At 54.5% G+C, this 13,955-nt stretch carries 14 protein-coding genes; 4 read left to right on the top strand and 10 right to left on the bottom strand.

The features are described 5' to 3' along the window. Window positions 1–4: 4 nt before the first annotated feature. Window positions 5–841: a VirB6/TrbL-like conjugal transfer protein, CD1112 family gene (locus BAQU_RS10130; RefSeq protein WP_094695313.1), complete on the bottom strand. Its 837-nt coding sequence runs from the start codon at window positions 839–841 to the stop codon at window positions 5–7. A gap of 7 nt (window positions 842–848) precedes the next feature. Then, window positions 849–1,049: a hypothetical protein gene (locus BAQU_RS10135; protein WP_094695315.1), complete on the bottom strand. Its 201-nt coding sequence runs from the start codon at window positions 1,047–1,049 to the stop codon at window positions 849–851. 77 nt (window positions 1,050–1,126) lie between these two features. On the opposite strand from BAQU_RS10135, the gene BAQU_RS10140 reads away from it, so the two are divergent. Continuing rightward, window positions 1,127–1,426, top strand: a complete 300-nt coding sequence (locus BAQU_RS10140; protein WP_143242015.1) for a hypothetical protein — start codon at window positions 1,127–1,129, stop codon at window positions 1,424–1,426. On the opposite strand, the gene BAQU_RS10145 is transcribed toward BAQU_RS10140, so the two are convergent. The 8 genes from BAQU_RS10145 to BAQU_RS10175 form a co-directional block, all read right to left on the bottom strand. Further along, window positions 1,421–3,133: a VirD4-like conjugal transfer protein, CD1115 family gene (locus BAQU_RS10145; RefSeq protein WP_094695319.1), complete on the bottom strand. Its 1,713-nt coding sequence runs from the start codon at window positions 3,131–3,133 to the stop codon at window positions 1,421–1,423. The two genes, BAQU_RS10140 and BAQU_RS10145, sit on opposite strands and share 6 nt — an antisense overlap. A 4-nt stretch (window positions 3,134–3,137) precedes the next feature. Beyond that, window positions 3,138–3,587 (bottom strand): hypothetical protein, encoded by a 450-nt coding sequence (locus BAQU_RS10150; RefSeq protein ID WP_094695321.1) that lies wholly within the window; start codon window positions 3,585–3,587, stop codon window positions 3,138–3,140. Further along, window positions 3,584–3,925, bottom strand: coding sequence for a hypothetical protein (locus tag BAQU_RS10155; RefSeq protein WP_143242016.1), 342 nt, complete (start codon window positions 3,923–3,925; stop codon window positions 3,584–3,586). Before BAQU_RS10155 ends, BAQU_RS10150 begins: the two co-directional genes overlap by 4 nt. A gap of 5 nt (window positions 3,926–3,930) precedes the next feature. Continuing rightward, window positions 3,931–4,872: a DUF3801 domain-containing protein gene (locus BAQU_RS10160; RefSeq protein WP_094695325.1), complete on the bottom strand. Its 942-nt coding sequence runs from the start codon at window positions 4,870–4,872 to the stop codon at window positions 3,931–3,933. A 133-nt stretch (window positions 4,873–5,005) separates the two neighbouring features. After that, the gene (locus BAQU_RS10485; RefSeq protein ID WP_158215705.1) at window positions 5,006–5,152 is read right to left on the bottom strand and encodes a hypothetical protein; all 147 of its coding nucleotides are present in this window, start codon (window positions 5,150–5,152) and stop codon (window positions 5,006–5,008) included. A gap of 85 nt (window positions 5,153–5,237) precedes the next feature. Next, entirely contained in the window at window positions 5,238–9,404 is a 4,167-nt protein-coding gene (locus tag BAQU_RS10165) for an LPXTG cell wall anchor domain-containing protein (RefSeq protein ID WP_094695327.1), read from the bottom strand. 139 nt (window positions 9,405–9,543) lie between these two features. Further along, entirely contained in the window at window positions 9,544–10,587 is a 1,044-nt protein-coding gene (locus BAQU_RS10170; RefSeq protein WP_143242017.1) for a hypothetical protein, read from the bottom strand. A 21-nt stretch (window positions 10,588–10,608) separates the two neighbouring features. Beyond that, window positions 10,609–10,854 (bottom strand): hypothetical protein, encoded by a 246-nt coding sequence (locus tag BAQU_RS10175; protein WP_143242018.1) that lies wholly within the window; start codon window positions 10,852–10,854, stop codon window positions 10,609–10,611. Window positions 10,855–11,070: 216 nt separating this feature from the next. Between BAQU_RS10175 and BAQU_RS10180 the strand changes: the two genes are divergently transcribed. The 3 genes from BAQU_RS10180 to BAQU_RS10190 all read left to right on the top strand — a co-directional run bounded on the left by BAQU_RS10180 (window position 11,071) and on the right by BAQU_RS10190 (window position 13,802). Further along, window positions 11,071–11,520 (top strand): hypothetical protein, encoded by a 450-nt coding sequence (locus BAQU_RS10180; protein WP_094695333.1) that lies wholly within the window; start codon window positions 11,071–11,073, stop codon window positions 11,518–11,520. A 121-nt stretch (window positions 11,521–11,641) separates the two neighbouring features. Then, on the top strand, window positions 11,642–12,619 hold the full coding sequence (locus BAQU_RS10185; protein ID WP_094695335.1) for a replication protein RepA: 978 nt from the start codon (window positions 11,642–11,644) through the stop codon (window positions 12,617–12,619). Window positions 12,620–13,205: 586 nt separating this feature from the next. Then, entirely contained in the window at window positions 13,206–13,802 is a 597-nt protein-coding gene (locus BAQU_RS10190; protein ID WP_094695267.1) for a ParA family protein, read from the top strand. The last annotated feature ends 153 nt before the right edge of the window (window positions 13,803–13,955 follow it).

The raw sequence follows: 13,955 nt of genomic DNA on the forward strand, positions 1-13,955 counted from the left end.
TGCCTCACCCTTCCCCGATAACAGCCTTGGCCAGAGCGTTGGAACCAATGACCACCAACGCCAAGATGATCGGAGCGACAAACAGATTCCCGAAATTATTCATGAGGAAGTCCATCGGATCGCTGCTCGTTTTCACCGTGGATGTCACCCATCCACTGATCAGCGCCTGATAGAGTTTGATACCCGCGATCAGCATGACGCCTTGCAACGTGATCGTCGCATACCTTTTGAGATAGCCAATGCCGATCTGTTTGGTGTCCTCGTGGGCAAGGAACGCCAACGGCAGGCTGCTGAAAGCGGTCATCAGATCGAGTTGGATGAACCGCCAGAAGATCATCACCGTAGGCAGGATGCCCACCACGTTCGCTATCAGCCACGGGAACAGCACGATCATCAGCATGGCCGCCTGCGCACCCCAGTTCGCGGAATCTATCGACGGCTTCATGGCATCACCCAGCGCCTGTCCCTTGACAGATCCCGAGCCAACATCGATGTTGCTGCCACTCTTGGCGAGGGATACGCCTATCTGGTCGATGCCCTGCAACAATGCACCACTGATTCTCAGCACAGCCAATACCAGGCACGCCTTGATCATCACCGACGCCACCAGGCGCACGGACAGCATCTTGTCACCGTCCGCACGGGTGGTGGCCTGTTGCAGCATCAGCATCAGCATCACACTCAACACCAGAGCCGTGATGGGCTTGACGGCCACATTCTGAAATGTGGTCATCGCGTTATACATGGTGGCGTTGTAGCCCGATGGCAGTTTCAGCAGGTTCCCGGTATCAGCGGTGCTCGTGCTGATAGCGTTGAGCATCGCCACGATCCACTGATCCATAAGAGCCTCAGACCTGGATGCTCAAGAACAACTGTGCGGCGGCGATAATCAGGCCGCCGCCAACAATCTGCCAAATTCCTGATTGGATCTGTGGGCCTTGGTGATCCCTCATGGCCAGCCCCGCAACAATGGCTCCCCACACGATCCACAGGCCGCCGCCGATGGTGACGAAGGTCTTCAACAGGTTAAGAATTGTTTGAATGGTCATGGTAACCCTTTCTCTACTCACTAATAACTATATAACATCATATTATGTATTTATGGTTTTATACTAGAATCAGTCCTATGAGATCTAATGACCCGGCCGATGCATTACATGCAATCCTGAATATGCGCCGCTACCTCCTGTTGAAGCACATAGCCGGGGATCCGACCGGCTGCACGATCTCACAACTCCAGGCCAGCCTGCCCGAACAATCCCCGACAGGGATCTACCGAGACTGTCTCGCACTCGAACATGCAGGTCTGATCCAGCCCACAGGAGGCATACCGCGCCGCCCACACGTCGAATCGTCCTGGGAGCTGGCAACGGACGTGCACGCACTGCTGGCCACTCTGGCAGCATCCTTTCCCGCACGCTCATGATTGCTTCGTTTCATAGATGAAAGTGGCGGGATCGATCTTCTTGGATAGGAATGGGCGTACACCGCGTAGCGTGTACACGCATTCATCCGAGTTGATGAGCGCCAGCTCGTCGGGTGTCATCAGTTCGCGTTTGACCTTGTGCCATGATTTGGTGCTGCTGCCGCTCATCCCGTAGCTTTGGCTGTCCTCGCGCACGTCGATGGTGCCGGAGCCGAGGCGTTTGCTCAGCCACTCGTTGGTCGTATTGTCGTTCGAACCGAGGTAGAGGATGGAATCGCAGTTGCCGACGATGGTATCCCAATGCTCCTTGTACATGGCTTTGCCCTGGCTGTAGGACTGCATGACGATGCACGCGCTGATCCACCGGCTTCTGAACGTGGAGATACGCTGTTCGAAGTCGGGAATCTTACCGATATTGGCGAACTCGTCCAACAAGCATTGAATCGGCACCTGCACATGCCCTTCGGGACTGTGATCCGCGATGTAGATGTTCTCTTCGAACAGGCACTGGTAGAAGATCGAGGCGAGGAAGCTGAACGTGCGATCCGTGTCCGACAACTCCAGGAACAACACGGTTTTTTCTCTGCCCAACCGTCCCAGATCAATGTCATCGTCCGAGAGCATCGCCCTGACATGGCCCACCTGCATGGGTGCAAGCCTGTTGCCCAGGCTGATGATGATGCTTTTCTTGGTTTCCCCGGCACCCTGCGTGAATGGCGTGTACTCCTTGATAGCGAACTCAAGGCCCTGGATGATGCGCGTGGCCTCGTCATCGAACCGGTCGGGATCCTGCATGAAAGATGCCACCATGTGTTTCGCGGATTCGAACATCAAATCAACGTCGAAACGTTTGTTCTCATCCTGTTCACTGGCTCCCATACGGCCGACCAGATCAATGACCATCGGCAATGACGGCTGCTCTTCGGCAAAATACACGAACGCTATCAGCGCGTTCAGGAGGGCACGTTCCGAACTGACCCAGAACGAGTCCGATGATTCCTTCGCGGCCGCGCCGGAGGTGTTGTTGATCAGGTTTTCCGTCAACCGTAGGATCGACACTTCGGGATCCTGACGGTTGAAATACTTCATCGGGTTGAAATGATTCGACTGAGCGAAATCAATCAGGTTCAAGCATCGTACCTGGTAGCCGCGTGAGGCCAATTCCATGCCGTAGTCGCGCATGATCTCGCCCTTGGGATCGGTGACCGCGTAACTGGTCAGGGCACGGCGCAGGTTCGGCATGATGAAGGCTCGGGTCTTGCCCGTACCGGAACCACCGATAATGAACGCATTGAGATTGCGTTGCGTCCTGTGGGTATCCAGGCTCAATCCTTCGGATTGGGTGAATTGAATGTTGTTCACGCTCTTGTGTTCCATGAAGGGGCGGATGTCCTTCATGGTGCCCCACGAAGCGGATCCATGCTCCTCACCGTTGCGTTCCTTACGCCATCCCGCGTTATAGAGCACTATCAGGCCAAGCACCACCACACTTGCCGTGGCCGCCAGCAGATCCGTCCGGTAGAGGGAGAAATGGAAGGGACGGGAGATGATGTCGGCGAACAGCCGATTCGAGATCTGGTCGAAGCTCATGCCCTGGGCATGATCCATTCGCACCTGGAAGCTGATCTTGTCCACCATCCAAAACAGGATGACGGCCAGGATGATGCCGAATACGGTCAGATCGCGTGTACTGCGGGTTCTTGTCATGACTTCACCTTTTCACTGTGTCCATGCGGGCGTTGCGTTCATCATCATGGGTGAGCACACTGCCGTCTGATGATCCGCCGGCGGCCTGCTGCTCACGCGCATGCTGCTCGTCGATGAGCTGCCGGGCGGTCTGATGCAGGAGGGTGCGCACATCCAAAGCGCTACGCCGCCGCGCATCATCCGCCTGCCCATCCGCCCGTGCAACAGGCGCGGGTGCGCTAACTGATGCCGGTTCGCTAATGCGGGGCTGTGCTGGTAGCGGTGGTACCCGATGCCGGCTGAGGTTGGGTGGTGTTGGATCCGTTGCGGAAGACGGTATCGACACCACGGTGATACCCTCACCATGCCAGGTGATCACACGTGGGCCGGAGGTGCCCGTCATCGCCTGAAAGATACGCAAGCCTGGCGAACTGGACTGCGTGCCGCCGACATGGAGTTGGGCGGTGACACTCATAGTTCACTCTCCTGCCATGTTTCGCTGGTTTCCCCGGTCATCGCCTCAACGTTGACGACGGCCGAACTATGGCCGGCATTGTTCTGTTTCTCCCTGACGAAGCCTCGTATCCAGAGCAGGTCACCACGGGTGTACTGCTGAGCCTGACAGTATCGAGATACCGTGCCACGAGCGTTGCATGGCACGCTGATGAGCTGATTGCCGCCAATATCGCAGGTCACCGTCAGATACGTGACTTCATTGCCATCACCGAAACGCACATGTTTCGGCTCTTTCAACAAGGTGCCACTGATCCACACTTGCGATCCAGGGGGAAGAATATCGTGCTGTTCACTCATCACGGTCACCTGGTTTTCGCCTTGGATACCGTATGCACGGGCGCAGCACCACGCGACCGGTTGATACGTTCCTGGGTATCCTGCTTCAATTCACGACGCACATCGGACGCTGTTTTCTTCTTCGGCGTGGCTTTCGATGAGACACGGGTCTGTGTCTGCACCGGCTGCTGCACTGATGGTGCTTGCGTCGGCTGCACCGGGGTGAGCTGATCGTAATTGAGTACACGGTTCGTGTCGAAATGCTTCACATGCTGCGCGTATGAGTCGATGAACTGCTTGACGGCCGGCTGGCATGATTGCGGGAACGCAATCTGCTTCACACCGTTCTCACCGTCACTCATCGTGTATGGGATACCCAGTTTGGTGAAATTGTCGCTGATGATTTTCGCATCACGATCCCACTGCACCGTACTGAACTGCATGGTGAACCGGGGAGCGTCAGAGGGCAATGTTGCCGGCACGAGATCCGCGGCTTTCGTCACCGCCACATCCTGAGCGACTTGGTTCACTCCCTGGGCTTGTTCGGGTACCACCACGGGGTCAATGGCAACTTTGCCATCGACCTTGGCCAACGTGCGTTCAAGCGCATGCTTGACCATATCAGCATCCGAACCTTTGAATACCAGGTAATATTTGCCGGTATCAGCGTTTTTCTCGATACCGTAATGCACGCCATAACGGTGCAGCTGCGTGCGAGCAGTACGCATATCCTCACGGGAAAGCTGCTCGGTGAAATGCAGGTCACCACCAGACTTCTTCGTGAGGCGAACCACTGATTCTCGGCCTTGCCGCAGCGTGTCCTTCGTGGTTTTGCCCACGGCGGTGATAGCGGTCGATGTCGCGGATCCCAGAAGGTTCGCGGCACGCTCACTGATCCGTAGAATCAGGGTTGCTCCCTGCATGACCGCGCTCAGCACGCTTTGTGCGATCTGTTCTTCCATAACCATGATGGCCTTCGCTTTCGTTCAAAAGAATGGTTGAAATATTGAAGAATGCCCCGCCCGCAGGGGAAAGCAGACGGGGCATCATAGGGCCGGTAGTCATGCCTGCCGGCTGAAACCGTGACGGTTGGGGGAACCGTCAGTGCCTTGCATGAGGGTCGGTGCGGTGTTGAGAGACCGCATCCAGATAGTCGAGCTGCTTGTCTCCCATCGCGGCAGCCCGGCATAGTGACAGCCCCATGAGTATGACGAACGCCACGATGATGGCTCCTACGATCCACAGCATGATGGCTCCTTTCGAGAGACTGGATAAGCGAATACTTGTAGGGGATGCCCCGCCTGGAAGAGAGAAGCAAGCGAGGCAAGCATGATTACTGCTGTTGAGCAGTAGTATCCTCACGTTGGGCAGTGAGACGGCGACGGTAGAAGGTCAGGCCAACACCTGCACCGGCGAGCACGGCAACCGCTACAGCCACCCAGAGAATGTCCGCACCAGTTTTCGCCAGAGCACTCTTCGCGGCAGCGGGCTTGTTGTAGCCGTTCCAATCATCTTTGGCGCTGATCGCAGTGTCATAGCACACCTTGTCCGGGTCGGCCTTCGCGGTCTTGCCATCGAACGGGTCAGAGTCGATGACCGGGCAGTCAATGATCGGCTGCGCGGTGACCTTCGCACGATCCGTGTGGTGGTCGTTGCTCTTGATGCCCTTCAATGTGCCGGTGACATCCACCGACGCTCCGGGCTTCAACACGAGCGTGTCCCAGTTGGCCGGATACTTGAAGTCCACGACGGTGCCGGAACCTGTAATGGTCTGATCCTTCAAATCAATCTTCGAGAGGTTGATCTTGCCGGTGTTGGTGATATGGAACACGATCTGTGTGTCACCTGTGACGTTCAGGGCGTCGCTTGGCGTATTGCGATCCCCGGCCTTCATGCCGCTCTTCGCATCATATTTTTCAATGCTGATGGATGGCGTCTGATCAGGAGTATGGGTGACCACCACGTTCGACGGCCTTTCCTGGCCGTTGAGCGTTTCAACGAACTGGTTCTTCACATCCCCGGTCTTGATGCGTTCCATCTGCACGTAAGCGCGCCACCCCTGCTCGGTCGTGTCGTTCGAGGAGGCGATAGCCAGGTAGCGGGCGGTGGCGGTCACCGTGAGCACACCATCCTTATCGACGGCCGTGAACAGGTCCCCACCGAACTTCGTGGAGTCCACGCCACTGCCGGCGATACGATCACCCTTCGCGGCCAAGGTCACGGCCTTGCCATCCTGGTATTCGACCACATCCTTCGTCGCGTACACCGCCCACTGGCCGGTGTACCGGTCATGCGCCTGATCGTAATCATCCACGATCTTCCAGTCGGTGATCTGCTGGTACGCACGATTCGTGTGCAACGTCGAAGATTCCAACTGGTAGAGGAACAGATGGTTCAAGTAGATGCTCTGATCGTTCACCGAAGCGCCGCCCACGTTGACCGTCACATCCTTGGCAGGGTTGATCTCCTTCAACGGGTTGCTAACGGTGTTCGTCAGCTTCTGCTCGTTGTTGGTGATCTGCGTGGCGGTGTTCGTCACGGTGTACCCGTCCTTGACGGCCTTCACCGTCATGGGCAGCACGATCTGGTAGGTCTGGCCAAGCACCGTCTGGTCGATGGCTGGGGACTTCAACGCATCCAACTTCTGGATCGAATACGCCTGCAAATCAGACGGCTGAGGATCACCCTTCACGGTCTCACCCGTGGCGGGAATGATGGTGTCCACCGTCTTGAAGAAGGCGTAAAGCACGCCATCCTTGTCCTGGATGTTGAACTTGCCGGTCACGTCACTGCCCTTGGCATCAAGCACCTGGATCGCTGACGTGTCCAGCTTCAAATACTCCTGGTCGTAATCATCGACCATCCCCAAGCGTTGCACCACATACGCGGTGTTGGTCAGCTTCGAGGCATCGAGGTTGACACGATAGTAGATCCGGTCGCCCAGCACGGCGGTCTTGCCATCAATGTTGATCTTCGCATCAGCCTGTGTGTCCTGCTTGGATGGGTTGTCATCGGGAGGCGTGTTCTCCACGATGTTCGACGGGGTGATGGAATTGTTCAAGGTCAACTTCCACTGGTTATCGACCTTCGTGTTCGCGGGAGCGTCAGCGGAGACGGTGCCTTCGAAGCGCACGATGATGCGCGGGTTCGATCCGGCCTTCCAGTTGGCCTTCACCCAGGCATCGGAGAACGCGATGCGAACCGTGTGAGCACTGTCATCCCAGGTTCCGGTGTACTGGCTCTTGGGAATGATGTTACCCGTGTTCAAGTCCGTGACCTCCAAGGTCTGCTTGTCCACGTTGAGATACTGATCGTAACTATCAGTAACTCCCACATTGGTGACCTGGTATGCCAGGTTCGCGGGCAGTTTCGGCGTGGTCTCAAGCTTGTATTCGACCTTCTGGCCGGGGAACACGGTCTTGCCGTCCACGCTGGACTGGTCGCCGCCCTGGGAGGCTTCGGCCAGCACATCCTTCGTCACTGGTGGCACATAGCCACAGATCTCAGGCTCGTTCGTATCCTCACTCTGCGTGTTCACGGTTTCGGATCCCGCGTTCGTCAAACCGGCACCATCGTTCACGTTCGATGGGTTCGTGCAGAAGGTCAGCTCGTCGCCGGCGTTCTTGCCGAAGTCGGAGCGCACCTGCTTCGCGCCGCCACCGTTGGCAAAATTGATGGATCCCGGAATCAGCAACGTCACCTGCTTGGCCTTCGCCAAACCCTTCAACGAAGCCAGGTAACCGGCCTTCGCAGTCGCCGTGGCAGTCGTACCATTCACCGAGATCGTGAACTGGTCGGTCACGTCCGTGCCCGTGTTGGCGATGTCCGCGACGCTGGACTGCTGCTCGCTGCTCGCATCGGCCTCGTACACGCGGATCTTGGAAGCGTCGGCCGCATCGAAGATGTAGTCAGCCTTCGCCCAATCATCCGTTAGAGTGAGCTTGGAAGGAGCCTGGATCAGGTTCGCGGCCACCGTACCGTTGACCACCGAGCCGACCGTATCGCCGTCGAGGAATGTTTCAGTGTCGGCACCGGTCTGGTTGCTTTTGGACGGGTCGATCACGGCCTGCCATTTGCCATCCACGTATTTGATCCAGGACTTGTCGGGGTTGGGACGCCAGGTAGGGAATGTCTTGCCATCCGTGTTCACGGTCGGCTCCTGATTCCACTTGACCGAAGCCACATCATCAATCTTGCTGAAATCGGGCTTGGCAACCGTCACGTCGAAGCTGAACGCATAGGTGTGATCCAATGGCATCTCGCCCTTGGCCTTCGTTCGCACGGCGGTCACCGTGTTAGCGGCCTTGTCCCACGTGATCGTGAAATCGCCGGAAACGTCGGCACTACTCGTGGTATCCACCAGCTTGTAATTGTCGATGGAATAGCTCACGCCATTAGGTGTGATCTTGTCCTGAATGGTCATCTCGTAGCCGCCACGACCGGTACCGGTCGTAATCGTCGTGCGGTTCACCATCTGGTCGGCAGACGTGCCGTCCTCGATGCTCTTCGAAGGCTTTGCAGGAGGGACAGCAGCCACGGGGAACGATTCAGAAGCCTCGCGATCCGTGGTATCCACGGCAGCCGCCATCTTGCCCTGCTTGGCAACCTGGACGTCAAACCAGTATGTGCCTTCCTGCCAGTGTGACATGCCAAAGTCGGTAGGTGTGAAGTCGGGCGAGTTCTTCGTGCCGTCATTGCTGACCGTGACACTCTTCGTCACACTCTTCGCGGCCACGTACCCATTCTTCTGCCCGTCGTAGTGCATGATGACCTTCGCCGTAAGGTTCTCGCTCAGCGAGGAACCACCATTAGACGTGGTGATCACGTCATGCACCGCAGCGGTGGAACCCACCTTCATCGACGCCGGCGAAGCCTGCTTCGTGGAAACCGACAGATTATAAGCCACCGGAGGCTCGTCGCTGGACAACACAATCACGATGATGCCAGGAGACTTCGCAGCCTCACGAGCAACCAAACCGTTAATAGTGGTCACACCGTCAGAAAATGGAGTGGTGGTCTGATAATCAACACCCTCATACGAGTAGCTTTTCCCCTGCGTAGTTGCATTCCAAGCAGCAGCCCACTGATCTGAGTTGAATCCACCGGTCGAACCGGTGTACTGCCCATCTGTGGACACCGCGCCGACACTGACCAGGCGGCAGCCCGCATTCGTGCTGCCATCATGCTTCGCGGCATAACGTGACTGGCATTCACTCACCGCACTGTTCAACGCCGTTGTGGCAGCCGCATCCGCAGGATGCGTGGCATCGTTGTACGAAGTCAGACCCATGCTCGCCAACGCAACATCGACGTTGGCCAGCGTAGGAGCACCAAAGCTATCACGATAGGCAAAACTGATCTGACCGTCACCGCCTGAACCCGTGCCGCCCCCACCGGATCCGCCACCACCATCAGCGAAAGCCAGTGGCGAAACAAGCGTGGAAAGCGCCGCAATCACAGCAGCAGCTACGGTCGCACCCTTCTTCCAATTCCTCATCATTAACCCTTATCATTAAGGGGCAGCCCCTTGTGGACTGCCGTAGTAGAGGCTCCCTGCCATCGCGCTCATCCTGGAAGATAGAATCGCGACGGCGGGGGGCACATTTTTTATTGATTATTCAATTACAAGAATTATCTGTTTATCCAATGGGACATACACTCTTACCATCCACACAGCCCTGAATCGGTTTGGAAGGCGTCAGGTCGAAACCTGATCCCGAACCGCTTGATGAGCCACCTGAATTGGAATGCGAAGAGGACGATCCACTGTTGGTTCCACTTGAACGGCTTGACGTTCCCGATGATGTGCCGCTGCCGGCCGTGGATCCGGTTGTTTTGCGTTGTGTGGTGGATCCTGACGAACGCGAATACGACTTCGAAGAAGAGGAAGAGGACGAGGAACCGGCAGACGACCTGGACTGCGCCTGCGCCTGCGCCGCAGCCTGAGCGGCGGCGGCAGCCTTGTCAGCAGCGGCCTTCGCGGCCACGCTATCGTTCACGCCCTTCACCGGAGCGGCCAACGTCGCCTGCGCATCCCGATACTTCTGTGGATCCTTCACGCTCTTGTCCGCAAGCACCTTGTTCGCCGCGTCTAGCGACTTCTGCAATGTTTCACGAGTCTTGTTGTCGGCAACCTTGCCATGCGACGAGTCCAACGTGCCCTGGGCGGCCTTCACCGCCTTCGACAATGAAGACTTCGCATCCGCAAGCGACTTCGCATCACGCGACGCCACCACCGCACGCGCAGCCTTAACAATGGCGGTCTTCGCCGTCTTGCGATCATTTAAGGACTTGTGCAGGATAGCCGTGGTCTGCCGGATTGTTGCAGCGTTTCCTATGGTGCAGGAGGCTTTCTTTGGTGATTTCTGAGTAAAAGCAGTGAGCTTCGCGTGGAGAGTATCGACTGTCTTGGTATCAGCGACCTGGCTGGCTTTAATGACCGTGGCTGGCTGCACATCACTATCAGTATCTAGGTGCTTGGCCCTACTCTCGAACGTGGAATACTGCTCGTTTGCAATCCTGCATTCGCCTTGTGCCACTGCCACCTGGTGCCTGTTCCAGAGATGCAGACTCGCCAGCAGAATCAGCAGAACTACAACTACTATTGCCGTGACTGCCACAGTTAGACGACGCTGCTTTGATAATGATGACCAGACCGAAGTCAGATCCCTTTTACCACTCATGATTTCTCTCTTCTATCACCATTACTTTTGTTTACGTTTAGCCTCATCAGGATGCGCATACATAAACCCTGGATCCAGACCCAGAAGATCAGACAGCAGTTCGAAATCATTTAAAGACAACGTCCCAGTCTTAAGTCTTCTTCTCAGCGTTTCATAACTGGTGCCAATATGAGCTGATGCAACTGTCATTGGAGATGTTCCAGGAACCTCATTTTTTAACATTTCGTAAAGAGCTGAAGTTACCTTCTTCGTGTGTTCTTGCATCATGCTCACAATAGTATCACAAATATCAAATAAACCGATGCATATGTATCTATTTATTTATAAATAGGTAATTTATGTATCTTATTGATCAATATTAAAATAATCGATGACTGAATTATAGATACTCTAGTAATGTGTTTATACCTACTATTAGATACTTTTGTTTATGGTTATAAAAGTAGTGATTTTTTGTCAATTGTGAATCCGTAGACTTCTTTTATGATTAAAAGTTCGTGGAGCGACATTGACAGGACAGCAATAGATTTTGTCAAGTCATGGGCCAACGAAACCGAGCCAAGAACGAGCCGAACAAAAGTGGCAGCAGCACTTGGCTTTACTTACCAAGCTATCAAGAAAAAATTCAACTACGAAAATGCACCACTCACTCTGGGCGAATTCGAGAAGATGTGCAACTACTTCAATAAAAATTCAGCAGCCGAATGGATGAAAATATTACAAGCCGTCGCAATAAAAAACGGGAAAATCAACGAGGCAAAACTCATAGACGACATGCTCAATGACCACACAGTGAAAAACGCCATAGTAAATCTAGCGATCACATATCTACATCCCTCATCAGCATTGGATGAAATACCCGATCCTGCCACGGCCGCAGAATTAAAACAGGCACAACGAACCATTAAGAAAAACAAGAAAAAGGGTATATAAGTATACGAATCTATACCGAATCAGTAATCATGATATATAGTTACGTAATGAGAATAAAAATATGCCTCCGTGAATTTACGGTTCCGGAGGCCAAGCAATCACTAATATGGAGTGATTAACTATGGACAATGATACTACAAGCAGCGATGTGAACGGCAACAACAGAGATGCCGTTCACGAAGAGCATACAGGCCAGGAATGGCAGCAGCTCAACAGCCAGCAACGCCTATATCTACTCACTGACTTCTGCAAGTTCAGCCTCCCCTACACTGACCCAGGCAATATCGAGTCCTGGAAAAGAGTCAACGGAACGCAGCTCTATACCGTTCATCCCACTGATTACGTCGATGCAAACGGCACTCTACGCACCAATTGGCTCTATGGAAAAATAGGGCGACTACTTCTTATATGGATCTCCACCCAAGTCATGCTAAGAAAAGCGGATGACACCCTCACCCTGGTACTCCCCCGCAGCCTGAACCAGCTCATGAAAGAAATAGGGATTGAACGTAACGGCGGGAAACCAACCGGCAAAGATTACGCCAGATTCCGACAGTCAATCCAGGCCGTATCTGGTCTGCATACCATCGTGACCAACTTCGCCGGCAACAACACAGCGGGCAGTCTTAAAAGTAAGAACTTCATCATTGCAGACACAGTAGAAATCTACTGGTCAGCACAAACAGTCAGCAACAATTCCACCATCAAACTAAGCAAAGACACGTTCGACCTCATCAAGGAGCACAGCACCCCCTTGGACGCCGCAGCCGTCATGCTTCTGACCAGCACCAACCCCATCACCAAGGGACGCAGCAGAGGCCAAGATCTCGACCTGTACTGCTGGCTCAGCGCAAGAAACTACTCACTCATACACTCAGGCGCATGGCAGACAGCACCCATCACCTGGCAACAACTCGCCAACCAATTCGGCAACACCTATAACGATCTTCACGACTTCGTCAGAAGATTTAAGAATTCATTGAACAACGTCCGAACGGTATGGCCAGATCTCAACGTCGAGATCATCGACGGCCAGGGCATCATCCTGCATAGGTCAAAACGAAGCGTCACAGCCAAACGAAAACCCACAGGCAACTGAAACGAACAGCCCGCGAAAGCGGGCTTTTTCATACCTGATACTTCGTACTTGTTGTCCCCCTCTCTTTCGTACTTGTTGTCCCCTAACACCTAGAAATCTTCGTACTTGTTGTCCCCTAACTTCGTACTTGTTGTCCCCTAACCTAGTACCTATTCCATTACGGCAGTAAGGCTGAGATGGTGTCCCATATAGTTTTTCATATAGTCTTTTACATATAGATAACACATATAGAGCACACGAGATGACATCCGCAAAGGGTTTTCTGATGTTTGAATGAGGGACTGCCGCCCCTCCACCCCGCCGAGCTGGATCAGCTCGACCATGCCCCTGGCACTGCCGCACGAATCAACTCTGTCGTTGATTCGCTTGGCTTCGAATATGTCTGCGTGCTGGAAGTGTGAAGAAAAATGCCAAAATATAACTAGTTAGCTAACTAGTTATATAGTTAGTTATGTATAAGGAGTTTCCGGCAGGAATGCCCTGTATAACCTCATTGGCTAACTAGTTAGCAGAAGAGAGCGGAGCGAATCGTTGGAAGCTAACTAGTTATATAGTTAGTTATATAGTTAGTTGTGGAAGGAGTCCTATGTTAATTGCCATTGCAAATGCAAAGGGCGGGACGGCCAAGACCACGTCATCCGTCTATCTTGCCCTGGCCGCGACCGTTCATGGCGAGAAGGCCCTGGTGCTTGATGCCGATAGCCAGGACAGTGCCAGTACATGGGCGGATGCGGCAGAGGATGAAGGTCAGCCGTTGCCCTTCGAGGTGGTGGCCACGAAGCTCTCCACCATAGCGAAGGCGGTGAAGAGGGATGCGCGGGAAAGAGACGTGTGGCGGTTCATTGACTGCCCGCCGAGCGGCATCATGCTCGACAAGGCCATCGAGGCCGCCGACTTTACCATAATCCCGACCTCTGAGTCGTCGCTGGATCTCACCCAGGCATGGCAGACCTATTACGCCATCAAGGACTCCGTGCCGGCCGCAGTACTCATCGTCAAGTCGGAGATGAACACCACCATGCACCGTGACACGCTGGAAGCCTTGGATAAGGCCAAGACCCCCCGCTTCGAGAGCATCGTGAAGAAGCGGCAGGAAATCGTCAAGAGCAACGGCCACAGGCCGAAGAAACTATTTGAATACGCAGACGTGTACAGCGAACTGAGAAAGGAACTCGGACTATGAAGGGCCAACCGAACAGCATGATGAAGCCACCCACCAAGAAGGCGGAAAGCGTCAAGGGAATATTCAGACCTGATCCCGATACCGAACAGGGCGGCGACGCCCAAGTGCTCATGGCCGTCAACGTGAAGCGCAGCACCAAACAGGATCTGAAAC

The sequence above is a fragment of the Bifidobacterium aquikefiri genome (assembly GCF_002259795.1).
Taxonomy (GTDB): domain Bacteria; phylum Actinomycetota; class Actinomycetes; order Actinomycetales; family Bifidobacteriaceae; genus Bombiscardovia; species Bombiscardovia aquikefiri.

Bases quoted from the DNA above. Each gene is read 5' to 3' on its own strand.
- BAQU_RS10190 (WP_094695267.1), top strand. From the start codon at position 13,206: ATGTTAATTGCCATTGCAAATGCAAAGGGCGGGACGGCCAAGACCACG.
- BAQU_RS10180 (WP_094695333.1), top strand. From the start codon at position 11,071: ATGATTAAAAGTTCGTGGAGCGACATTGACAGGACAGCAATAGATTTT.
- BAQU_RS10140 (WP_143242015.1), top strand. From the start codon at position 1,127: ATGAGATCTAATGACCCGGCCGATGCATTACATGCAATCCTGAATATG.
- BAQU_RS10145 (WP_094695319.1), bottom strand. From the start codon at position 3,133: ATGACAAGAACCCGCAGTACACGCGATCTGACCGTATTCGGCATCATC.
- BAQU_RS10160 (WP_094695325.1), bottom strand. From the start codon at position 4,872: ATGGTTATGGAAGAACAGATCGCACAAAGCGTGCTGAGCGCGGTCATG.
- BAQU_RS10170 (WP_143242017.1), bottom strand. From the start codon at position 10,587: ATGAGTGGTAAAAGGGATCTGACTTCGGTCTGGTCATCATTATCAAAG.
- BAQU_RS10485 (WP_158215705.1), bottom strand. From the start codon at position 5,152: ATGCTGTGGATCGTAGGAGCCATCATCGTGGCGTTCGTCATACTCATG.
- BAQU_RS10175 (WP_143242018.1), bottom strand. From the start codon at position 10,854: ATGATGCAAGAACACACGAAGAAGGTAACTTCAGCTCTTTACGAAATG.
- BAQU_RS10135 (WP_094695315.1), bottom strand. From the start codon at position 1,049: ATGACCATTCAAACAATTCTTAACCTGTTGAAGACCTTCGTCACCATC.
- BAQU_RS10130 (WP_094695313.1), bottom strand. From the start codon at position 841: ATGGATCAGTGGATCGTGGCGATGCTCAACGCTATCAGCACGAGCACC.
- BAQU_RS10165 (WP_094695327.1), bottom strand. From the start codon at position 9,404: ATGATGAGGAATTGGAAGAAGGGTGCGACCGTAGCTGCTGCTGTGATT.
- BAQU_RS10150 (WP_094695321.1), bottom strand. From the start codon at position 3,587: ATGAGTGTCACCGCCCAACTCCATGTCGGCGGCACGCAGTCCAGTTCG.
- BAQU_RS10185 (WP_094695335.1), top strand. From the start codon at position 11,642: ATGGACAATGATACTACAAGCAGCGATGTGAACGGCAACAACAGAGAT.
- BAQU_RS10155 (WP_143242016.1), bottom strand. From the start codon at position 3,925: ATGAGTGAACAGCACGATATTCTTCCCCCTGGATCGCAAGTGTGGATC.